The following is a 21,179-nucleotide window of genomic DNA, read 5'->3' as shown; positions in this document are numbered from 1 at the left end:
TCGTACGTCACTTCTGGACCCGCTCGGTGTTCTCGAACCGCACCACCGAGACACCGAGCGGCGCCACCTCGAGGGTTGCCCCGGTCTTCGCCCCGGAGATCAGGTCGAGCCCGTCCGCCGCGAGCCGGACCTCGACGGGTTCCGTCTCGGAGTGGTTCAGGAGGAAGAGGTACTCGGCGTCGTCGCCGATACGCCGGGCCGCCTCCAGGTGTGCCGGGGCGGTGTCGAGCAGCGGGATGACCCCGGCCGCCGTCACCGCGTCGAGCAAGGTGTCGCGCAGCGCGGTGGGTTCGAGGCGCGTGCCGATGTACACGACACGGCCGCGCCCCACCGCGTTGCCGAGGATCGCGGGCCGTCCCTCCAGGTGGCCGGAGGTGTAGGAGGCGAGCACCTCCGCGGTCTCGGGGTGGATGCTGTCCTGCCACCAGTCGGCGGTCCGGGTTGTTCCGTCGGCGAAAGCCACTCCGAAGGTCTCGCCGGCGCGTGCGGGCCAGTACTCGTCGATGTACGCACCGATCAGCGCGCGGAAGGCCCCGGGGTAGGCGGGCTGCCTGACCTGGTTGTTCGCGTCGACGACCCCGGAGAAGAACGAGCAGACGACCGTCCCGCCGTCCTCGACGAAGCGCGTGAGGGCGTCGGTGAAACGGTCGTCGACGAGATAGGCGTTGGGCACCACGACGACCTTGTACGGGCTCAGGTCGGAACCGAAGTGCACCAGGTCCACCGCGTGATGTGCCTCCATCAGCGGCCGGTAGTGGTCGGTGGCCAGCTGGGTGTAGTCGAAGTCGTTGCGTGGCAGCCCGTGGGTCTCGGTCAGCCCCCACCAGGCGTTCCAGTCGAACAGCACCGCGATCTCGGCCCGCGACCCGGCGCCCACCGCCTCGGCGATCCTGGGCAGTTCCCCGCCGAGCGCCTCGATCTCCTTCCAGGTGCGCGAGGCGGTGCCGGAGTGCGGCAGCATCGCGGAGTGGAAGCGCTCGTGGCCGCCACGGCTGGCGCGCCACTGGAAGTACAGGACGCTGTCGGCGCCGTGCGCGATCGCCTGGTAGGAGCCCAGCCGCATCCGTCCGGGCCGCTTGACGTTGTTCACCTTCCACTGCGAGACACCACTGGCGGCCTGCTCCATGAGGACCCAGGGTTCGCCGCGCAGCGACCGCATGAGGTCGAAGTTCAGCGCGGCGGCGACATGGGAGTCGTCGTGGCCGGGGTCGGGATAGATGTCCAGCGCCACGGCATCCTGTTCGGGTGCCCAGATCCAGTAATTCGCATTCTTGTAGAAGCGCATGTAGTTGGTGAGGACCGGGATGTCGTCGCGGTAGGAGCGGACGATGTCACGCTCCATGACGAAGCACTCCAGGAGGGCGTCCGAGACGAAGCGCTTGAAGTCCAGCCGGCGGGTCGGGTTGGACCACGACCGCGGCACCTCCGGCGGGTTGACCTGGTCCCAGGAGGTGTAGACCTGGGACCAGAAGCGGGTGTACCAGGCGTCGTTGAGCGCGTCCAGGCTGCCGTACCTGCGCCGCAGCCACTCGCGGAAGGCGGCCACGCTGGCCTCCCCGTACGAGGGCTGCCCGTACTCGTTGCTGATGTGCCACATCGCGAGCGCCGGGTGGTGGGAGTACCGCTCGGCCAGCGCCGTGGTGATCTGGGCGGCGTGTTCCCGGTAGCGGGGGGAGGCGGGGTCGAACTGGAGCCGGTTGCCGAAGCCGAAGCGCTCCCCGTCCTCCATGACCGGCAGGACCTCGGGGTGTCCGTGGGTGAGCCAGACGGGTGGCGCCATGGTGGGGGTGGCCAGGTCCACGCTGATGCCACCGGCGTGGAGGAGGTCCATCACCTCGTCCATCCAGTCGAAGGTGAAGCGTCCCGGCTCGGGCTCCAGCGAGGCCCACGCGAACACGCCCAGGGTGACCAGGTTGACCCCGGCGCGCCGCATGAGTGCGATGTCCTCGTCCCACACCGCCCGGTCCCACTGCTCGGGGTTGTAGTCCCCGCCGAAGGCGAACCCGCCGAGGCGCGCGCGGAAGGCGTCCATACGACTGTTCATGGCTATTTGAGTGCTCCTGTCGTGATGCCGCTGCGCCAGTACCGTTGCAGCGTGAGGAAGAGGACGACGAGGGGGATGGTGCCCACCAGGGATCCGGAGATGACGATCCGGACGAGATCGGGCTCGCTCATCGCGTTCTTCTGCCAGGAGTAGAGCCCGAGGGTGACCGGCCAGAGCGACTGGTCGTTGAGGACCAGCAGCGGTAGGAGGAAGTTGTTCCAGATCGAGATGAAGGCGAAGAGGAACACGGTGACCAGGCTCGGGAGCAGGATCCGCAGGACCACCGTGAAGAAGATGCGGATGTCGTGGGCGCCGTCGATCCGGCCGGCCTCGAGCAGTTCGTCGGGGACGGCGGCGCTGGCGTAGATCCGCACCAGGAACACCCCGAAGGCGCTGGACAGGCTCGGCAGGATCACGGCCCAGTAGGTGTTGATGAGCCCGAAGGAGTTGAGGATCAGATAGGTCGGCAGGGCGAGCACCGTCCCGGGGATGAGCACGCCGCCGAAGATGAGGCCCGTGATGGCGTTGCGGCCGCGGAAACGGTACTTGGCCAGGGCAAACCCGCACAGGGCGGCCAGGAAGGTCGAGCCGAGGGCGCCGCCTCCCGAGTAGATGAGCGAGTTCACCAGCCACTGCCGGAAGACGCCGTCGCGGTAGGCGAACAGGTCCTGGAGGTTCTTGAAGAGGTCGAAGTCCGAGAACCAGAGCCCGAAGGTGGTGTTGAGGTCGGCCGTCGACTTGGTCGACGCGATCAGCATCCACGCGATCGGGATGAGGAAGTAGAGGGTCAGCGCGACGATCGTCGCGGTCAGGATGAAGCGGGTGGACAGCGGCGCGCGGTCCCGCCGTGCCCCGCTCGTCCGCGGCGCGCGGGGGCGGCCGCGGCGGGTGGTGGTGTCACTCATCGGGATTCCTTCTCTGGAGCATGCGCAGGAAGCCGAAGGACAGCAGGAACGCGCCGATGGCGATGATGACCGCGACGGCGGCTGAGTAGTACGGCTGGTTGGACCCGAACGCGAGGTTGTAGACGATCATGTTCGGTGTGTAGTTGTACGTCACGTTGTTGGTGATCGTGCGCAGTACCGTCGGCTCGGAGAACAGCTGGAGCGTGCCCACCACCGAGAACAGTCCGGTGATGAGGATGGCCGGGGCCACCAGCGGCACCTTGATCCGCCAGGCGATCTGCCAGTTGCTCGCGCCGTCGATGCGGGCCGCCTCGAACATGTCGCGCGGGATGGCCTGGAGCGCGGCGAAGATGATGATCATGTTGTAGCCGGTCCACTGCCAGGTGGCCACGTTCGCGATGGACCACAGGACGTTGTCCTTGGAGAGGAAGTCCACATGGGCGCCGGCACCGTCGAAGAAGTCCACGACCGGACTCACCCCGGGCAGATACAGGAAGGCCCAGACGATGGACGCGATGATCCCCGGCACCGCGTAGGGCAGGAACGCGGCGAGCTGGAACAGGCCGCGCATCCGGATGACCGCCGTGTCGAAGATGAGCGCCATCACCAGCGCGAGGCCCAGCATGACGGGCACCTGGACGAGGCCGTAGAGCAGGACGCGTCCGACCGACTCGAGGAAGTCGCGGTCGGTGAGGGCCTGGGTGTAGTTGTCCAGGCCGACGAAGATGACGTTGGGGGTGTCGAATCCCAGTCCGCCCGACTTCTCGACGCCGTGGAAGCTCTGCCACAGCGCGTAGAACACCGGCACCAGGTGGAAGACCACGAAGAAGGCCAGGAACGGGACCACGAACGCCCACGCCGTTTTCCAGTCGGCGCCGAAGCGGCGTTTGTTGCGGCGCGACGCCGAGAGGCGGGGCGGGTCCCCCGCCTGCTCGGCCCCGTTCCCCGGGCCCCGGGTGGCCGGGTCGAGGGTTGGCGCGGTCATCGGACGGACAGGCCCTTCCGCTTCAGCTGCGACCGGGTCTCGCCGTCGACCTTCTTCATCGCGTCGGGCAGTGTCGTCGACTTGTTGATGACGGACTGCATCGCGTCATTGAGGTAGTTGGTGGTGTCGGTCATCGTCGGGCCCCAGGTCCAGGGGGTGGACTGGGCGCTGCGCACCGTGAACACCTCGCTGGGCACCTGGCCGCCGAAGTAGGGGTCGGGCTTCTTCAGCTCCTGGATCTGCTGCCCGGTGTCGGACGCGGGGAGGACGTCGACCGCCAGAAGCTTGGCGCTCTCCTTGCTGGTGTTCAGCCAGGTGATGAACTTCATCGCCGCGTCGGCCTTGTCGGTGACGCTGGTCAGGGCCGTCAGGGAGCCGCCCCAGTACACCGGGGCGGTGTCGCTCTCCGACCACTGCGGCAGCGGGGCGACGGCCCACTTGCCGGAGAGGTCGGGGGCGTTCTCCTTGAGCGCCGAGCCGCCCCAGGCCGGGCCGATCCAGGTCAGGTACTTGCCCTGGGCGAGCCCCTTGAACCAGGTGGGCTGCCAGTGCTGATCGCCCTTGGCGTAGCCCTTGTCCAGCATCTTCTGCCAGTACTCGGCGACCTTGAGGGTGGGCTGGTCGTCGAGGTCCACCTTCCAGGCGTCCTTGTCCGTGCCGAACCACTGGGCCTTGGCGTTCCACGCCAGGGAGGCCAGCCAGGCGCCGCCGTTGGCGGGGAAGGCCGTGGTGTAGGCCTTGGGGTGGGCCCGCTTGAGCTTCTCGGCGGCCGTCATGTACTCGTCCCAGGTCTTGGGGGCGGCCAGGCCCGCCTCCTTGAAGACGTCGGACCGGTAGTAGAGCACCTGGGTGCCGATGTCCTGCGGCACCCCGTACACCTTGTCGTTGACCTTGACCTGGTCCCATACGGCGGGCTTGAACCGCGACTCGACGTCATCGGTTTGGTCCGTGATGTCCTTGAGGTCGCCCGCGATGATCGTCGAGGTGAGGTTGGGGTAGTCCACCTGGGTGATGTCCGGCGCCCCGTCCTTTCCCTTGATCGCGGCCTGGAGCTTCGGATAGAAGTCCGAGGTGATCGACTGGAACTTGACGTGGATGTCGGGATGGGTCTTGTTCCAGAGGGCGACCGGCTTGGACATGTCCGACCACCCCCAGAAGACGATGGTCTGCTTGCCGGAGGAGCCGCTGTCGGAGGATCCGGACGAGCAGCCGGTGAGGACGAGGGCCAGGGCGGCGGCCGCCGCGGCGAGGCCACGGGGGCGGAGGCGTGCTGCTGAGTGCGACATGATGACAACTCTTCATTGAGTGTTCGCGGACGGGTGGACTGTGCCGGGGAGGTCAGGCACCGGTGGGGGGCGGCGGGTTCGGGGAGATGTCGGCCGTGCTGAGCCGGGGCTCGGCGCCGGTCACCAGGTGGGTGTCCCCGACCAGGCGCACGGTGTGTTCGAGGATCACGTCGCCCGCGTCGCGCCGGACGCTGACGCCGATGTCGCCGGGCTCGACGATCCGCACCCGGTGGCGGTCGGTGAACGCCAGCAGCCGGGTGGGGACCGTGAAGTGGACCCGCGCCGACTCCCCGGGCCCGAGGGGGACCCGGGCGAAGGCGACGAGCTGTGCCAGCGGGCGGGTGACCGAGGCCACGGGGTCGCTCGCGTACAGCTGGACGACCTCGGCGCCCTCCCGGTCCCCGGCGTTGCGCACGGTGACGGCGCAGCCGATGGCGTCGGCGACGTCGACGGTCTCCGAGTCGACCGTGAGGTTCTCGTAGTCGAACCGGGTGTAGCCGAGGCCGAATCCGTACCGGACGGGCGGCGCGGTGTCGATGTTGGTCACCGAGCTGGCGGCGCCGAGCGGGGGGTGCAGATAGCTGTAGGGCTGGGCGCCCGCGCCGCGCGGCAGGCTCATGGGCATCCGGCCGCTCGGGTTGACCCGGCCGCTCACCACCCCGGCGATGGCGCCCGCGCCCTCCTCGCCGGGGAAGAAGGCCTGCACGACGGCGGCGGCCGAGTCCAGGAGCCATTCGATCGCGTAGCCGCGCCCGGTGAGCAGGACCACGACGGTCGGTGTGCCCGTGGCGAGGACCGCCTCGACGAGGGTCCGCTGGGCGCCGGGGAGTTCCAGGTCGTCGGCGTCGCAGCCCTCTCCGCTGGTCCCGCGTCCGAAGAGGCCGGAGCGGTCGCCGACCACGACCACGGCCACATCGGCTCCGGCCGCGGCTCCGGCCGCGGCGGGGATGCCGTCGGTGGTCCCGTCGTCGACGCCGGTGCCCTGCTCGGTGACGATGTCGGCGGTGGCGAACTCGCGGCGGAGGGCGTCCTCGACGGTCTCGACGCGGAGCCCGGCGTCGTGGTCCGGGTGGTGCGGCATGACGTGGTTGATGAACGAGTAGCAGCCGAACATGGCGGACACGGACCGGGCGTTCGGGCCGATGAGGGCGATGCGCCCCGGGGTGGCCCCGGCGCCGCCCAGCGGCAGGACGCCGTCGTTGCGCAGCAGCACCACGGAGCGTTCGGCGAGGGTCGCGGCCAGCGCGCGGTCCTCTTCGGTGTCCACGTCGGCGGCCGGCCCGGGCCCGGGGTGCCAGTCGGGGTCGAGCAGGCCCAGCTCGGCCTTCTGGCGCAGCACCCGCTCCAGCGCGCGGTCCACGACGTCCATGCCGAGCCGGCCGTCCGCGATGCGCTGCTTCAGGGGTTCCAAGTAGGTGACGCCGGTGGGGAGTTCGATGTCGATCCCCGCGGTGATGGCCTGGGCCGCGGCGTCCCCGCCGTCCTCGGCCACCCGGTGCAGGGTCTGGAGGAACGCCACGGCGAAGTAGTCGGCGACCACGGTGCCGGTGAAGCCCCACTCCTCACGGAGCGTCCCGGTGAGGTGGTCGGCGCTCGCGGCGACGGGCACTCCGTCGATCTCGGCGTACGAGTTCATCACGGAGCGCGCTCCGGCGTCCCGTACGGCCACTTCGAAGGGGAACTCCAGGATGTCGCGGACCTCGCGCGGACCGGCGTGCACCGGTGCGAGGTTGCGGCCGGCGCGCGAGTCGGAGTAGCCGACGAAGTGTTTGAGGGTGGCGGCGACCCCGGCGCTCTGGAGGCCCCGCACATACGCGGCGCCGGTGACCGCGACATGGTAGGGGTCCTCGGATATGCACTCCTCGACCCGGCCCCAGCGCATGTCGCGGATCACGTCGAGGACCGGCGCGAGGCCCTGGTGGATGCCCAGGCCCGCCATGGTGCGGCCGATCCGCGCCGCCATGCGCTCGACGAGCGGCGGATCGAAGGTGGCGCCCCAGGCCGGTGGGACGGGGTAGGTGGCCGCCTGCCACGCGGCGAGCCCGGTCAGGCACTCCTCGTGCACGATCGCGGGGATCCCGAGCCTGGTGTTCTCCCTCAGCCACCGCTGCTTGGCGGCCAGGGTGGCCAGGCCCTCCCGCGGGTCCAGCGGCCTGGTCCCGTAGTGCCGGGTGATCTGGCCGAGGCCGTGTGCGGCGAAGTCGGCGAAGCTCTGCTCGACGGTGTCCATGGCGTCCTGCAACGGGGCCACGGCGCCGCCCTCTCGGTCGACTCCCTGCCAGAGACCGACGAGTTGGGCGAGCTTCTCGTCCAGCGTCATGTCCGCGATCAGCTCGCGGACTTCGGGTCGGCCGTGGCCGGCCCCGATCGTGTCGTCATCGATGGCGGACACCCATCACATCCCCCCTGCTCGGCGGGCGAACCCGCGGCTCTCATCAAGATGGCCCCGCAATTACCCGCAAAACTTTGCGGAACTTCTGCGACCGAGACGCTAAGGCGGGGTAAAAACGACTGTCAATACAGGTGGATCGAAAGCGCGGACCACAGGCCGTTTGCATGGGGTCCTCGCGGAATATTCCAACAAATATTGCGGGAATTTGCGGCAGGGCAGTACTGTCGCGATGCCCTACGGGAGGGAAAGGCAGCATGACCACGCGCCCAACGATGGCGGCCGTCGCCGAGGCCGCGGGGGTCTCGGTCTCCACGGTGTCCCGGGTGCTCGCCGACAAGCCGGACATCTCGGAGGAGACCCGCGCCCGTGTCACCCGGGCCGCGCACGACACCGGCTATCTGCACCGCAAGGGGCGCCGCAAACAGCTCGGCGGCATCCTGGACGTCCTCATCGAGGGGACCACCTCGCCCTGGGCGGGAGAGCTCATCGCCGGGGCCCAGCACGCCGCGTTCAGCCTCGGGTACACCCTGGCGCTCACCGCCACCGGCCATCCCCGGTTCCGCATCAGCGACTGGCTCGAGGCGCGGCGCTCGCGCCCGTCGGACGGCATCGTGCTCGTCCTCTCCCGGGCACGCCACGACGAGATCGCCGCGCTGGCCGGGCTGCCGGCGCCGCTGGTCCTGCTCGACCCGGTCGGCACCAGCGAGCCCACGATCCCGACGGTCGGGGCGACCAACTGGTCCGGTGGCGCGGCCGCCACGCGCCATCTGCTGGAACTCGGCCACCGGCGCATCGGGTTCATCGGCGGCCCCGCCGAGATCCAGTGCACCAGGGAGCGGCACGAGGGCTATCTCGCCGCGCACCGCGAGTTCTCCCTCGCCCCCGACCCGGCGCTGACGCGGTACGGCGACTTCCTGCTGACCGGCGGCACGGGCCACGGGGCGGCGCTGCTGGACCTTCCGCAGCCGCCGACGGCGATCTTCGCCGGCTCCGACACCCAGGCGGCCGGGGTGTACCAGGTGGCCCGCGCGCGGGGGTTGCGGGTGCCTGAGGACCTGTCGGTCGTCGGCTTCGACGACACGATGATCTGCACGATGCTCGCCCCGCCGCTCACCACCGTCCGTCAGCCGCTGGCGGAGATGGGGGGCGAGGGGGTGCGGCTGATCGCCCAGGAGCAGTCGCGGCAGGGCTCGTCGGCCGGCCGCAGGGTCGAGTTGGCGACCACGCTCGTGGTGCGGGAGAGCACCGCGCCACGCACGATCCGCGACGGGGTCTGACAGCAAGACGGGGTCCGACAGCAGGACGACTGGTGGGAGGAGCAGGCGATGAGTGTGCGGCCCGCAGTGCGCATGGCGACCGTGGCGCAAGCCGCGAAGGTCTCGCAGAGCGCCGTGTCGAAGGTCCTCAACGGGCGGCCCGGGGTGTCGCCCGAGGTCCGGCAGCGCGTCCTGGACGCGGTGCGGGCCACCGGCTACGAGTGGCGTCGCCGCGCACCGAGGCACGGCTCGGTCGAGGTGGTGTTCGGCTGTGTGGCCAGCGCCGTCAACGCGCCACTGCTGCGCGGCCTGTCCCGGGTGCTGCGCTCCTCCGGACGCGCCCTGACGGTGAGCCACGCGGATGACGACGGGGACTGGCTGGAGTCACTGCTCGCGCACCGCCCGAGCGGCATCGTCCTGGTGCTCTCCCCGGTCGCGCCGGCGGTCGCGGAGCGGCTGGCGCGGTCCCGGGTCCCCGCGGTGGTCCTGGACACCATCGGCGACGCACCGCCCGGGATGAACACGGTCGGGGCGACTCAGTGGCGGGGCGGGTGGCTCGCCGCCCGCCATCTCACCGGCCTCGGCCACCGGCGGATCGCGCTGATCTCCGGGCCCCTCGAACTGACCTGTTCCCGGGCGCGGTTCGGCGGCTACCTCGCCGCGCTCCGGGACGCCGGGGTCCGGCCCGACCGCGATCTGATCCGCGCGGTGTCGTTCCAGACCGAGCCGGCCAGACGCGCCGCCCACGCCCTCCTCGACGGGTGGGACGCCCCGACGGCCTTCGTCACCGGCAACGATCTTCAGGGTCTTGGCGTCATCGAGGCGTGCGTGGAGCGTGGGCTGCGCGTCCCCGAGGATGTGTCGGTCGTCGGCTACGACGACATCGACGCCGCCGTGTCCGCGGCCCCGGCGCTGACCACCGTGCGGCAGCCGTTCGAGGAGATGGCGGCCGAGAGCATCCGGGTGCTCGACTCGGTCACCGACGATCCGGGGCCGGCCCCGATCCGGCTCGACATGTCGGTGGACCTGGTCGTCAGAAGGTCGACCGGGCCGGTGCGCCGGGACTGATCGCGCCCCGGGACCGGCCCGCCGCCGTACACCGCCGCTACGGGGCCTGCGGGCCGGTCCAGTCGGCCGCCACATGGCCGATGCGCACCCGCTGCGGATGGTCGCCGACCGCGACGGACGCGACCTTCCGCCCCGTCGCGAAGTCGATCGCGGTGACCTGGTCGGCGCCGCTCTCGGAGACGACGCAGGACTTGCCGTCGCCGCTCACCGTGGCCCAGTACGGCTTGGAGGTCGGCACCAGCGGGCCCTCCTGGAAGCTGTCCCGGTCCACGACGGTGGCGTAGTCGTCCATCGTCCCGGCGACGCACAGCTTCTTCCCGTCCGGGCTCATCGACAGTCCGTGGTGGCGGGAGTCGTTGACCCAGGTGGTGCGGTCCTCGCTGGTCGCGGGGTTCTTCGGGAGCGTCTTGGCGCGGGTGATCTTGTCGGTGGCCACGTCGTACTCCAGGAAGCCGTTGAAGAAGGACACCTGGAAGTAGAGCTTGGACTCATCGGGGCTGAAGGCCACCGGACGGACGGCGTCGGACAGGTCCTGGCGGCCGAAGGCGTCCAGCCGGTCCCGCATGTCGATGACCTTGACCTGCTTGTAGGTGTTCGCGTCGACCACCGTGATGTGCCGGTCGCCCTTCGTCCAGTCCATCGACGGATCGTCCAGCGCGGTGTTGACCTCGCCGATCGACATGTTCCACAGATATTTGCCGCCGTCGGTGTAGACGTTCTCGTGGGGCTTGTCGCCGGCGGAGAACGACCCGAGCTGTTTGCCCGTCTCGATGTCCAGCACATGCACCGTGTTCGACGTCGAGGCGGACACCGCGACGCGCTTGCCGTCGGGCGACACGGCCATGTGGTCCGCCCGGAATCCCGACACCGGGAAGCGCCATCTGACCTTGCCGGTGGCGAGGTCGATGGACACCACGTCGGCGAAGCTCGGCCGGGAGACCACGACGGCCGACCCGTCCGGGGTCGAGTACATGTCGTCGACGAACTGGTCGTGCCCCTCCCCCGGCCCCTGCCGGATGCCGAGGAAGAACGCGAGCTTGATGGGGTTGAGATAGATCTCCGTGAGACGCTGATCCTTGTCCGGTATGACGTTGATCCGGCCGATTTTCGCCAGGTCTCCGGTGGACTTGATGACGTCGGCCGTGCCGTCCCAGTTGTTGCCCACGAACATCACCTCCCGCAGCCCGGCGGCATCGGTGCGCGCGTCGCTCGACACGGACGCCGACGCCGACGCGGTCGCGGTCGCGGAGCCGGTCACCGCGAGCACCACGGCGGCGGCGAGGGAGAGGAGGGTGCGTGCGGGCCCCCGGCGCGCGGAGCCGCTCGGGGAGAACACTCGCCGGGTACGCCCGGCTGCGCAGTCAGGCATGGTGGTTCCTTCCAGACGGCCTTCCAGAGGCCTTGCGAACGGCGGGGAACGCCCCTTCCGAGCCCGGTCGTGAACATGGCAGCGGGCTGCCTACTGGAAAGTAATGAAGCGGGGTGCAACCCACAAGACTCGGGGGCGGAAAAAATGACACGCCCTCAGCTTTGCCCCGGCGGCCCCCGCACGCGCCGCGTGGCCGCCCAGGTTGCCACTTGACGCTCGATCAAGCCGATCATTACATTCGGTACGCCGAAGGCTCCCCGGAGCCCGGCACCGAGAGCGACGCACCCAGCCGGTAACTGATGTCACCCATCACCAGCCCGGCGTCGGTCGCCAGGATCTAAGCGGTCTTGGGTAGGTCCGAGGCGGGGTCAGCGTCCACGCACCTGGGAAAGCAGATGTCTCTACGCAGCGCCTTCTCCGCCCGCCAACCGCTGTCGGGCGCGGTGCTGGTGACCCTGATCGGCATCGTCGCCCTCTTCACCGTCATCGGGTTCGCACACGCGGGACCGGAGGACACCCCGCGGACGAAGAAGGCGGCCAAGGCCCCGCAGGACACCGCCTCCCCCGAGGCCGAGCGCGCCGCCACGCCGGACGGTGTCACGCTCCCGCCGACCGACGGCGGCAACTTCGACTACCAGATCAGCGAGCCGTACACCCCGCCCGACGGGGTGAAGGTCGTCAGCAGGGACCGGGAGGCCCCGCCCGCGGCGGGCCTCTACAACATCTGCTACGTCAACGCCTTCCAGGCGCAGCCGGACGCCGAGGGCGACTGGGACTCCGATCTGCTGCTCAGGGACGACAACGGCGATGTGGTGATGGACGAGGACTGGGACGAGGCGCTCCTCGACATCGGCACCGCCGACAAGCGGCGGCGGATCGCGGACACGGTCGGGGACTGGATCGACGGCTGCGCCGAGGACGGCTACCAGGCCGTCGAGCCGGACAACTACGACAGCTACACCCGCTCCGAGGGGCTGCTCACCGACGACGACGCCATGGCGTTCATCAAGCTGCTGGCCGACCGCGCGCACGACGCGCACCTGGCCATCGGCCAGAAGAACACCCTGGAGCTCGCCTCGCACCGCGAGGACCTGGGTCTGGACTTCGCCGTCGCCGAGGAGTGCGGGCAGCAGGATCCCCCCGAGTGCGGCGACTACACCGAGGCCTTCTCGAAGGTCATCATGATCGAGTACACGGACTCCGCGCTGGACACCGCCTGTGAGGGCTCGCAGCAGCCGGGGGTCGCCATCGTGCGCCGCGACGTGGACGTGTCCACGCCGGACGACGACGGCTATGTGCGCAGGACCTGCGACTCCGTGTGACCGGATGCCCCGCCACCCGGGCCCGTGGGCCGGGCGCCGCGGCGGCAACGGGTGTAAGCAGGAGATATGCGCGTTCGGCACGGTTCCGCCCCTCCGGCCGGTTCACGGCGGTGGAACCGGGCGTTGCTCGCCATTCCGCTCGGGCTCATCGTGGCGATCTCCGTGCTCGACGTGCAGACGCCCAAGAACATCCACCTGAGCCCGTTCCTGATCGCGGCGCCCGCGATCACCGCCTCGTTCGCGGGCGCCGCGGCCACCGGCGCGATCGGAGTTCTCGCCGTGGTGGCCCAGGTGATCATCGGCCAGTTGCAGGGCGGTCTGTCGACCGCGAACCACGAGGCGCAGATCGGCACCCTCCTGGTGATCTCGGCGCTGGTGACAGGCTTCCGGCTCGCGACCGACGTGCACCAGCGCAAGCTCACCCAGGTGCGTTCGGTGGCCGAGGCGGCCCAGCAGGTGCTGCTGCGGCCGCTGCCCGACCGGCTGGGGCCGCTGCGGATCGCCTCCACCTATCTCGCGGCCGAGGAGGGGGCCCGGATCGGCGGGGATCTGTACGCGGTCGTGGCCACCCATGAGGCGGCCCGGCTGGTCATCGGCGACGTCCGCGGCAAGGGGCTGGCCGCCATCGGTGACGCGTCGGTGCTGATCGGCGCCTTCCGCGGGTCCGCCTACCGAAACCTCTCGCTGACGGCCGTCGCGGCACACCTGGGCAACGCGATGCGCTGGAACTGGGACCACGGCGGCAGGGAGGACTCGGATCCCCATGAGTCGTTTGTGACCGCCCTGGTGCTGGACGCCTACGACGACCGCCCGCTCGCCGGGCTGGTGAACTGCGGACACCCCCCTCCGCTGCTGGTGCGGGACGGGGAGGTCCACACGCTGGAGATCTGCGAGCCCGCGCCGCCACTGGGGCTGGCCATGACCTCCGAAAGCGACTACCAGGCCGGGACCTTCGGCTTCGAGGAGGGCGACCTGCTGGTCCTCTACACCGACGGCCTCATCGAGGCGCGGGACACCACCGGAGCCTTCTACCCGCTCGCCGAGCGCGTCGCGGCCTGGACGGGCGACGGCCCGCTGTCGCTGGCCCGCTATCTCCAGGACGATCTGCTCCGGCACACCGGCGGCCTGGTGCACGACGACGCGGCCACCGTCGTGATCGCCCGCGAGCCCTCCGCCACGGACACCTGACGGACCGCGGACGCGGATCAGGGGGAGGGTGATCACCCGCACGGCTCGCCTCCGTAGAGTGTGCGCCATGTCGGAGGACTCCCCCCTGATCCAGAGCCTGCGCACGGCTGTCGCGGCGGCGCCCGGCGACGTACCGCTGCGGCTGCATCTCGCGGAGTTGCTGCTGACCGCCGGGCAGCAGGACGCGGCCGTCACCGAGGCCGCCGTCGCCCTTCAGCACGCGCCCGGCGACCCGCAGGCGCGCGAGCTGATGGCCCGCGCCATGGGGGCACCCACCACCCAGGCCCCCGCCACCGGGGCCCCGGCTGCGCCGACCCCGCCCGCCGCACCCCGGGCCGGCTTCGACTGGCGGGCCGCCGCGGACCAGGTCGGCGATGTGGTGCCGCCCCGGTTCGTGGAGACCCCGCTCACCGTCGACGGCAGCGGCGACCCCAAGGACGCCGCCGCCTGGGAGGTGGCCGCGCCCGGCACCGTACGCCTGGCGGACGTCGGCGGCATGCGGGAGGTCAAGGAGCGTCTGGAGGCCGCCTTCCTCGCCCCGATGCGCAACCCCGAACTGCGCAAGCTGTACGGCAAGAGCCTGCGCGGCGGACTGCTGCTGTACGGCCCGCCCGGCTGCGGCAAGACCTTCATCGCCCGCGCCGTGGCCGGAGAGCTCGGTGCCGGCTTTCTGTCGGTGTCCATCAGCGATGTGCTCGACATGTGGATCGGCAACTCCGAACGCAACATGCACGAGGTGTTCGCCACCGCCCGCCGCCAGGCCCCCTGTGTGGTGTTCCTCGACGAGCTGGACGCCCTCGGCGGCAAGCGCAGCCGCACCCAGAACAGCGGTATGCGCAACACGGTCAATCAGCTGCTGACCGAGCTGGACGGCATCGACGCCCCGGCGAACGAGGGCGTGTTCGTGCTCGCGGCCACCAACGTCCCCTGGGACGTGGACATCGCCCTGCGCCGCCCCGGCCGTCTGGACCGCACCCTGCTCGTGCTGCCGCCCGACGCCGCCGCGCGCGAGGCGATCCTCCGCTACCACCTGCGCGACCGGCCCATCGAAAGCATCGATCTCGGCAAGCTCGCCAAGGCCACCGACGGCCTCTCGGGCGCCGATCTGGCCCATGTGTGCGAGGCCGCGGCCGAGACGGCGCTGCTCGACTCGGCGCGCACCGGCACCGTGCGCATGATCGGCATGCGGGACCTGCTCGACGCGGCGAAGTCCGTGGTCCCCTCCACCGAGCCGTGGTTCGCGGCCGCGCGCAACGTGGCGATGTTCGCCAACGAGGGCGGGATGTACGACGACCTGCTCGCGTATCTGAAGAAGCGGCGGAAGCTGTGACCACGCACCCGGCCCTCGAGCGGGCCGAGGCGCTCATCGAGCTGAAGCGGTACGACGAGGCCGCGGCCGTGCTGGGCGGCCGCCTCGCCGAGGACCCCGACGACGTACGCGCCTGGGTGAAGCTCGGCCGCTGCCAGGTGGCGGCGGGCCGGGTCGAGGAGGCGCTGACCACGCTCGGCGAGGCGCTCCGGCGCGCCCCCGAGGACATCGGCGCGCTGTACATATACGCCTTCGCCCTGCGCCGCGCGGACCACCTGGAGCGGGCGGAGCGCTGGCGGAAGGCGGAGGAGGCGCTGCGTCAGGCGCTGCGCGTCGACCCGCAGAACAGCTCGGTGCACGCGCTCCTCGGCGAGTTCCTGATGTACTACCCGACCCGCCGCGTCGAGGCCCTGGCCCTGGCCAAGGAGGCGGTGCGGCTGGACCCGGAGAGCGTGGACGCGTACCAGGCGCTGTGGCGGACCGCCGGCGCCGCGGGCGAGACCGAGACCTACACATGGGCGCTGCGCCAGGTGCTCCGCCTGGACCCCACCGACAACCAGGCCCTGTATCTGGTGAGCAGCCAGGAGGCCCACAAGCCGGGCACCACCGCCGCGCAGGCCGCGGAGGTGTACGCCGACGCCCTGGCCGCCGCCCCGGACAACACCGGACTGCGCCACGACCTCGACCGGGCCACCTACCGGCTGCTGCGCGGCGTGCGCTGGCTGGCGCTGATCTGTGTGGCGGCCGCGGGCGTCATGGTCGATCTGTTCCCCCAGGACGGCGAGGCGGCGCGGGACCTGCCGGTGCCGCTCGGCAACCGGCTGTGGGTGCTGGTGGTGATGGCGGCGGTGTGGGGCTTCGGCGCCTGGCGCCGCTACCGCGGGCTGCGCTCCGGCGTCCAGCTGAATGTGCGGTCCCTGGTGCGCCGGGGCCGCTGGGCCCGCGTCGTGCTCGCCCAGGCGGCCTGGGCGATGCTGTGCGCGCTGCTGATCTCGCAGGTGCCGTGGACGGAGCGGTCCGTGCCGCGGATTCTCTTCTGGGCGGGGCTGCTGCCCACCCTGGCCACCGTCTGGTTCGACCGGAGGAAGACACCATGAGCGCCACCAACTGGGCACCCTGCCGTACGAGCTGCTGGCCGGGACCCGGGCCGCCGTCGACTTCCTGGCCGGGCTCGGCCCCCGGCGGGACGGCCCCCGCCGGGAGCGGCTGGTCTCCGCGCTCACCGCGCTGGAGGCGATACGGCACGAGGGGCTGCCGCCCTGCGGGCGCGGATCGAGGCGGGGCTGGCCGGGCTGGAGCGGATCACCGTCCACTCCCGCGCGGCCGACCGCACCCCCACCCTGCTGCTCACCATCGAGGGCCGCAGCACCGTCGACGCCTACCGCTATCTGGCCGCCCGGGGCGTGGACGCGCCGTCCGGCTCCTTCTACGCCCTGGAGGCGTCCCGCCGGCTGGGTCTCGGCGACACGGGAGGGCTGCGCGTGGGCCTCGCGCCGTACAACGACACCCGGGACGCCGACCGGCTGCTGGAGGGGCTGTCGGACTTCCTGCGCGGCACGGGCTGACCCGGCGCGCGGCTACCAGCAGGTCACGCCTCCGTCGACGATGAGATCGGTGCCGGTGACAAAGCTCGCGGCGTCGCTCAGCAGGAACACCACGGGCCCGACCATCTCGTCGACCGAGGCCATCCGCCCCAGCGGGGTGTCGGACTCGAACTGCCTGACCCGCTCCGCGACCTCGGCGCGCAGGTTCATGGGGGTGGCGGTGTAGCCGGGGCTGACGCTGTTCACCCGGATCCCGCGGTCGCACCACTCCGTGGCCAGGCTCTTGGACACGTGCATCACGCCCGCCTTGGAGGCGTTGTAGTGCGCCTGGAGCAGTCCGCGGTTGGCGATGGTGCCGGACATCGAGGCGATGTTGACGATGGAACCGCCGCCGCCCCGGAGCATGGCGCGCGCCTCGGCCTGGCAGGACAGGAACACGCCGGTGAGGTTCACGTCGATGACCCTGTTCCACTGTTCGACGGGCATGTCCTCGGCGGGGGCCGCGTTGGCGATGCCCGCGGCGTTGACGGCCAGCCGCAGCGGCCCGAGGTCGCGTTCCACCGCGGCCACCGCTTCGGTGAGTTCGTCGGACCGTGTGACGTCGGCGGGGAGGGCGACCGCTCGCCGTCCGGTCTCCTCGACGGCCGCCACGGTGCCGGCCAGATCGCCCCCCGGCAGGTCCAGGCACCCGACGTGCGCTCCCATCTCGGCGAGCCCGATCGCCAGCCGGCGGCCGATGCCACTGCCGGCTCCCGTGACGATGGCGACGCGGTCGTCGATCCGGAAAGAAGGTGCGGCCATGGGTTCTTCCTCCATTGTGCGTAACAGCTGTGGCCTCGCCCGCGGCGGCCGCGGAGTGGTGTCTCCGGTCAGCCGGCGAGCCGTCGGGCGATGCCCAGGTCGGTGATCAGGACATCGACCCAGCCGCCGCTCACCGCTGCGTTGATGGCAGCGTACTTGCGGTCGCCGCCGGCCACCGCGATGCGGCGCGGGACGGCTCGGTAGGCGTCGGGGTCGATGCCGATGACGCGGTCGTTGAGTTCGGTGTCGAGCAGCGTGCCGTTCTCGTCGAAGAAGTGCAGACAGATGTCCCCTACGGCGCCGAGGTCGCGGAGCCGCTCCTGGTCTTCGAGCGAGAAGATGTTGCCGCTGCGGCGCAGCAGTGGCGACGGTTCGAGGCTGCCGATGCCCACGACCGCGATGGTGAGGTGTTTCCAGGCGTCGGCGACGCTGCTGACCTTGGGGTCGGCGAGTATGGCGTCGCGCACCGCGGGGCTCGCGACGACGCCGGGGGCCGACATGAAGACCGGTTCTGCGCCGGTCGTCTCGGCGAGCCGCCCCATCAGACGGGTCGCCTGGATCTGGACCTGCGGGTCGCCCACGCCGCCCATCAGCTGGACGACCTCCTCCAGGGACCGCTTGCCGGGGCGGGACCGCATGGCCTCGACGGCGGCGAGCAGCGTGGCGCTCCAGGACGAGATGCCGAGCCGGTCGCCCTCCAGGAGCGTGGTCTCGAGGTAGACGGCGGTCGCCGCCCCGAGGGCCGGGATGACCTCGTCCCCTTCTCCCTCGACATCGACGACCACGACGTCGCGCAGCCCGTAGCGGCTCGCGATCGTCTCCTCGAGGTCCGCGAAGACGCCTTCCGGCGGCACCACGATGGTGCGGACGATTCCGACCTTGGCCGCCTGGGCGAGCAGCCGGGAGACCCGCGCCTGGGAGATGTGGAGTTCCTCGACGATCTGCGCCTGCCGCATGCCCTGTTCGTGATACAGGCGTGCGACCCGTGTCATCAGGCGCAGTTGCTCATCGGCCGTCGCCATGCGGGTGGTGCGGCGGTTCACCGGCTGACCGGTGCTGCTGCGGGGGTCCATCGTGTCCTTTCAAGCAGGCCCATCGGGTGTCGGGAGCCGCCGCGAGGCGTGCCGGCGGCTCCCGATGCATCATGCCGTGGCGAGGCGCATGACGGCGACGTCCGTCGCCTCCTCCGCGGGCAGGATGCCCTGTTGCCGCCCCCGGCTGAGGACGAGCACCCGGTGGGAGAGGCCCAGCACCTCGTCGAGGTCGGAGCTGACCACGACGACCGCCATGCCGGACCTGGCCAGGTCCGCGATGACCTCGTAGATGGCGGCGCGCGCCCCGACGTCGATACCGCGGGTGGGCTCGTCGAGGATGACCACCTTCGGTTTTCGCTCCAGCCACTTGGCGATGACGACCTTCTGCTGGTTGCCGCCGGAGAGCGTCCGTACGGGCTGCTCGGCCCGCCCCTTCACGGTCATCAGCCTGATGGCGGCGGTGGCGACCTCGGTGACGCGCCGGGGTGTCAGCCAGCCGCGGCGGGCCACCCGGTCGAGGTTCGGCAGGGCCACATTGTCACCGATCGACAGGTCGAGCACGGCTCCCTGGCCCTTGCGGTCCTCGGGTACCAGGGCGACGCCCGCCTCGATGGCGTCCCGGGGCCCGCGCAGCCGCAGGACCCGGCCCTCCACCGACACCGTTCCCGCGGCCACCGGGTCGACGCCGGCCACGGCCCGCACGAGTTCGGTGCGGCCGGCCCCGACGATGCCCGCGATGCCGAACACCTCGCCCTCGTGCACGCCGAAGGACACGTCCCGGAACGACGGGTTGGTGAGGCCCCGGACGGTGAGGACCTCGCGCCGCCCGGGGGCCCCGGTGTCCGGGAAGATGCGCTCGACGCTGCGGCCCACCATCTCCTCGACCAGCCGTGCCACGGGCACCTGCGCGGTCGCGTGGGCGGCGACGCGCTGTCCGTCCCGCATCACCACGATGCGGTCACAGATCCGGGCGATCTCCTCGAGCCGGTGGCTCACATAGATGAACGACACGCCTTCGCGGCGGAGGGCGTCGATGCGCTCGAAGAGATGATCGGTCTCCTCGCTGCCGAGCGCGGCCGTCGGCTCGTCGAGGATCAGGAGTTTCGCGTCGAGGGTGAGCGCCTTGGCGATCTCGACCTGCTGCTGCGCCGCGACCCGCAGCGTGCGCACCAGCCGGGTGGGCGCGATGTCCAGGCCGAGCCGCCGCAGCTGCTCCGCCGCCCGCCGGTTCATCTCGGCCCGGTCGATGCGCCCGCCGCGGACCAGCAGCCGGCCGAGGAAGACGTTCTCGGCGACCGTCAGGTCCGGGAGCAGACGCATCTCCTGGTGGATGAGGCCGATGCCGTGGCTGATGGCGTCCCCGGGCGACTTCGGCTCGTAGGGCCGTCCCCGCCAGAGCATATGGCCGGTGTCGGAGGGGAACGACCCGGCGACGATGTTGGACAGCGTGGACTTGCCCGCGCCGTTCTCGCCGAGGAGGGCCACCACTTCACCGGGGCGCACATCGAGGTCGATCCGGTCGAGGGCCTGGGTCACGCCGAAGCGCTTGGACACTCCCCGGACCACCAGACCCTGGTGGGTCCCGTCCTCCGGGGGCCGGCCGACGTTCGTCATGGCGAGGTCCTGCCTTTCGGGTTCCTTGCCGCGCTCAGGGGTGGCTCTTGAGGTACTGGTCGGCCTTGGCCGTGTCGTCCTTGGTGAGGAGGTAGGCGGGCTGGAGCTGCATGGCCGGGACCTTCTTCTTGTCCAGGATGTCCAGCGCGGTGTCCACGGCCATCCGGCCCATCTTCTGGGTCTGCTGGACCATGGTGGCGTCGATGGTGCCCTTGCGGACGGCCTTGATGCCCGCGAAGTCGCCGTCGAAGCCCACGATCAGCCGCTTCTTCCCGCCGGCGCCCTTGGCGGCCTGCGCGGCGCCGAGCGCCATCGCGTCGGCCTGGCCCCACATGATGTCGATGCCGGGGTGCGCCTGGAGCATGTCCTGGGCGACCGAGTACGCCTTGTCCTGCGCCCAGTCGGCGGACTGCTGGGAGACCACCTTGATGCCGGGCGACTCGGCGAGCGCCTGCCCGAACCCCTTCTGCCGGTCCACCTGGGGAGTGGTGCCGATCTGGCCCTGAAGTATGGCGAGTTGGCCCTTGCCGCCCTTCTGCTTGCTCACCCACTCGCCGAGTGTTTTGGCGGCGGCCACGCTGTCGGTGGCGATGAACGACTCGCCCGGCACGTCCGGCGGGTTGCGGTCGACGGTGACGACGGGGATGTGCGCGCGGTTCGCCGCCTTCACCGGCACACCGGCCGCCGTGGCCCCGGCCGGGATGTAGATGATGGCGCTGACCTGGCGGCTGATGAAGTCCTGGATCTGGTTCACCTGGGTGGCCGCGTCGCCGCGGGCGTCGGAGACGATGACCTTGATGCCCTTCTTCTTGGCCTCGGCCTCGACGGACTGCTTGATCTGGTTGAAGAAGTCGGCCTGGAGGTTGGCCACGGCCAGGCCGATGGTCACCGGCTTGCCGTCGGCGGTCTTCGCTCCGGCGTCCTCGCCGCGTCCGCAGGCGGCGGCGCCGAGCGCGAGGGCGGCCACGACACCGGTGGCGATCACACGTGGGGTCTTCATGAGAACTGCTCCTTCGGGAACGGATCCCGGCGACTCGGGGGGAGGTGGTTGCTGAAACAAGA

Annotated in this window: 16 protein-coding genes and 1 pseudogene; 7 read left to right on the top strand and 10 right to left on the bottom strand. The window is 70.9% G+C overall.

From position 1 onward, the window contains the following. Positions 1–7: 7 nt before the first annotated feature. The 5 genes from ACH4S9_RS20705 to ACH4S9_RS20685 are packed head-to-tail and all read right to left on the bottom strand — an operon-like array spanning position 8 to position 7,612. Positions 8–2,044, bottom strand: a complete 2,037-nt coding sequence (locus ACH4S9_RS20705; protein WP_398373489.1) for a beta-galactosidase — start codon at positions 2,042–2,044, stop codon at positions 8–10. Between the two features lie 2 nt (positions 2,045–2,046). Further along, positions 2,047–2,949 carry a carbohydrate ABC transporter permease gene (locus ACH4S9_RS20700; protein ID WP_311725567.1) on the bottom strand — a complete coding sequence of 301 codons (903 nt, stop codon included), beginning with the start codon at positions 2,947–2,949 and terminating at the stop codon, positions 2,047–2,049. Then, the gene (locus ACH4S9_RS20695; protein ID WP_385337068.1) at positions 2,942–3,934 is read right to left on the bottom strand and encodes a carbohydrate ABC transporter permease; all 993 of its coding nucleotides are present in this window, start codon (positions 3,932–3,934) and stop codon (positions 2,942–2,944) included. The genes ACH4S9_RS20700 and ACH4S9_RS20695 overlap by 8 nt, the downstream gene beginning before the upstream one ends. After that, a complete protein-coding gene (locus ACH4S9_RS20690; protein ID WP_398373488.1) occupies positions 3,931–5,220 on the bottom strand; it encodes an ABC transporter substrate-binding protein in 1,290 nt (429 codons plus the stop codon). Before ACH4S9_RS20690 ends, ACH4S9_RS20695 begins: the two co-directional genes overlap by 4 nt. Before the next feature lie 52 nt (positions 5,221–5,272). Continuing rightward, positions 5,273–7,612, bottom strand: coding sequence for a beta-glucosidase (locus ACH4S9_RS20685; protein ID WP_398373487.1), 2,340 nt, complete (start codon positions 7,610–7,612; stop codon positions 5,273–5,275). A gap of 254 nt (positions 7,613–7,866) precedes the next feature. On the opposite strand from ACH4S9_RS20685, the gene ACH4S9_RS20680 reads away from it, so the two are divergent. Both ACH4S9_RS20680 and ACH4S9_RS20675 read left to right on the top strand, forming a co-directional pair. Beyond that, positions 7,867–8,889, top strand: a complete 1,023-nt coding sequence (locus tag ACH4S9_RS20680; protein WP_311725563.1) for a LacI family DNA-binding transcriptional regulator — start codon at positions 7,867–7,869, stop codon at positions 8,887–8,889. Positions 8,890–8,937: 48 nt separating this feature from the next. Next, a complete protein-coding gene (locus ACH4S9_RS20675; RefSeq protein WP_311725562.1) occupies positions 8,938–9,936 on the top strand; it encodes a LacI family DNA-binding transcriptional regulator in 999 nt (332 codons plus the stop codon). Between the two features lie 37 nt (positions 9,937–9,973). On the opposite strand, the gene ACH4S9_RS20670 is transcribed toward ACH4S9_RS20675, so the two are convergent. Then, a complete protein-coding gene (locus ACH4S9_RS20670; protein ID WP_398373486.1) occupies positions 9,974–11,305 on the bottom strand; it encodes a YncE family protein in 1,332 nt (443 codons plus the stop codon). A 395-nt stretch (positions 11,306–11,700) separates the two neighbouring features. Here ACH4S9_RS20670 and ACH4S9_RS20665 point away from each other — a divergent pair, with 395 nt between their 5' ends. From ACH4S9_RS20665 to ACH4S9_RS20645, 5 genes and pseudogenes are all read left to right on the top strand, one after another. Next, positions 11,701–12,627, top strand: a complete 927-nt coding sequence (locus ACH4S9_RS20665; RefSeq protein WP_398373485.1) for an endo alpha-1,4 polygalactosaminidase — start codon at positions 11,701–11,703, stop codon at positions 12,625–12,627. A 123-nt stretch (positions 12,628–12,750) separates the two neighbouring features. Beyond that, on the top strand, positions 12,751–13,815 hold the full coding sequence (locus ACH4S9_RS20660; RefSeq protein ID WP_385337054.1) for a PP2C family protein-serine/threonine phosphatase: 1,065 nt from the start codon (positions 12,751–12,753) through the stop codon (positions 13,813–13,815). Positions 13,816–13,882: 67 nt separating this feature from the next. Beyond that, positions 13,883–15,145 (top strand): ATP-binding protein, encoded by a 1,263-nt coding sequence (locus ACH4S9_RS20655; protein ID WP_398373484.1) that lies wholly within the window; start codon positions 13,883–13,885, stop codon positions 15,143–15,145. Beyond that, positions 15,142–16,221: a tetratricopeptide repeat protein gene (locus ACH4S9_RS20650; RefSeq protein ID WP_398373483.1), complete on the top strand. Its 1,080-nt coding sequence runs from the start codon at positions 15,142–15,144 to the stop codon at positions 16,219–16,221. The genes ACH4S9_RS20655 and ACH4S9_RS20650 overlap by 4 nt, the downstream gene beginning before the upstream one ends. Continuing rightward, positions 16,220–16,689, top strand: a pseudogene (locus tag ACH4S9_RS20645) (aminotransferase class V-fold PLP-dependent enzyme); the annotation flags it as partial. The gene ACH4S9_RS20650 and the pseudogene ACH4S9_RS20645, both read left to right, overlap by 2 nt. A gap of 12 nt (positions 16,690–16,701) precedes the next feature. On the opposite strand, the gene ACH4S9_RS20640 reads toward ACH4S9_RS20645, so the two are convergent. The 4 genes from ACH4S9_RS20640 to ACH4S9_RS20625 all read right to left on the bottom strand — a co-directional run bounded on the left by ACH4S9_RS20640 (position 16,702) and on the right by ACH4S9_RS20625 (position 21,117). Beyond that, entirely contained in the window at positions 16,702–17,469 is a 768-nt protein-coding gene (locus ACH4S9_RS20640; RefSeq protein ID WP_398373482.1) for an SDR family oxidoreductase, read from the bottom strand. 68 nt (positions 17,470–17,537) lie between these two features. Next, a complete protein-coding gene (locus tag ACH4S9_RS20635; protein ID WP_352132163.1) occupies positions 17,538–18,542 on the bottom strand; it encodes a sugar-binding transcriptional regulator in 1,005 nt (334 codons plus the stop codon). A gap of 69 nt (positions 18,543–18,611) precedes the next feature. Beyond that, positions 18,612–20,117, bottom strand: coding sequence for a sugar ABC transporter ATP-binding protein (locus ACH4S9_RS20630; RefSeq protein ID WP_385337042.1), 1,506 nt, complete (start codon positions 20,115–20,117; stop codon positions 18,612–18,614). A 34-nt stretch (positions 20,118–20,151) separates the two neighbouring features. Then, on the bottom strand, positions 20,152–21,117 hold the full coding sequence (locus ACH4S9_RS20625; protein ID WP_311725553.1) for a sugar ABC transporter substrate-binding protein: 966 nt from the start codon (positions 21,115–21,117) through the stop codon (positions 20,152–20,154). Between the last annotated feature and the right edge of the window lie 62 nt (positions 21,118–21,179).

It is taken from the genome of Streptomyces sp. NPDC021225, assembly GCF_044332865.1.
In the GTDB taxonomy this organism is placed as follows: Bacteria; Actinomycetota; Actinomycetes; order Streptomycetales; family Streptomycetaceae; genus Streptomyces.
The sequence above is the reverse complement of the archived record's forward strand: the minus strand, read 5'-3'. Positions and strand labels throughout refer to the sequence as shown.

What these genes read in the sequence shown, in the direction of transcription:
- ACH4S9_RS20670 (WP_398373486.1), bottom strand. Translation starts at nt 11,305, where the DNA reads ATGCCTGACTGCGCAGCCGGGCGTACCCGGCGAGTGTTCTCCCCGAGC.
- ACH4S9_RS20700 (WP_311725567.1), bottom strand. Translation starts at nt 2,949, where the DNA reads ATGAGTGACACCACCACCCGCCGCGGCCGCCCCCGCGCGCCGCGGACG.
- ACH4S9_RS20690 (WP_398373488.1), bottom strand. Translation starts at nt 5,220, where the DNA reads ATGTCGCACTCAGCAGCACGCCTCCGCCCCCGTGGCCTCGCCGCGGCG.
- ACH4S9_RS20640 (WP_398373482.1), bottom strand. Translation starts at nt 17,469, where the DNA reads ATGGCCGCACCTTCTTTCCGGATCGACGACCGCGTCGCCATCGTCACG.
- ACH4S9_RS20665 (WP_398373485.1), top strand. Translation starts at nt 11,701, where the DNA reads ATGTCTCTACGCAGCGCCTTCTCCGCCCGCCAACCGCTGTCGGGCGCG.
- ACH4S9_RS20695 (WP_385337068.1), bottom strand. Translation starts at nt 3,934, where the DNA reads ATGACCGCGCCAACCCTCGACCCGGCCACCCGGGGCCCGGGGAACGGG.
- ACH4S9_RS20635 (WP_352132163.1), bottom strand. Translation starts at nt 18,542, where the DNA reads ATGGACCCCCGCAGCAGCACCGGTCAGCCGGTGAACCGCCGCACCACC.
- ACH4S9_RS20675 (WP_311725562.1), top strand. Translation starts at nt 8,938, where the DNA reads ATGAGTGTGCGGCCCGCAGTGCGCATGGCGACCGTGGCGCAAGCCGCG.
- ACH4S9_RS20655 (WP_398373484.1), top strand. Translation starts at nt 13,883, where the DNA reads ATGTCGGAGGACTCCCCCCTGATCCAGAGCCTGCGCACGGCTGTCGCG.
- ACH4S9_RS20705 (WP_398373489.1), bottom strand. Translation starts at nt 2,044, where the DNA reads ATGAACAGTCGTATGGACGCCTTCCGCGCGCGCCTCGGCGGGTTCGCC.
- ACH4S9_RS20625 (WP_311725553.1), bottom strand. Translation starts at nt 21,117, where the DNA reads ATGAAGACCCCACGTGTGATCGCCACCGGTGTCGTGGCCGCCCTCGCG.
- ACH4S9_RS20630 (WP_385337042.1), bottom strand. Translation starts at nt 20,117, where the DNA reads ATGACGAACGTCGGCCGGCCCCCGGAGGACGGGACCCACCAGGGTCTG.
- ACH4S9_RS20680 (WP_311725563.1), top strand. Translation starts at nt 7,867, where the DNA reads ATGACCACGCGCCCAACGATGGCGGCCGTCGCCGAGGCCGCGGGGGTC.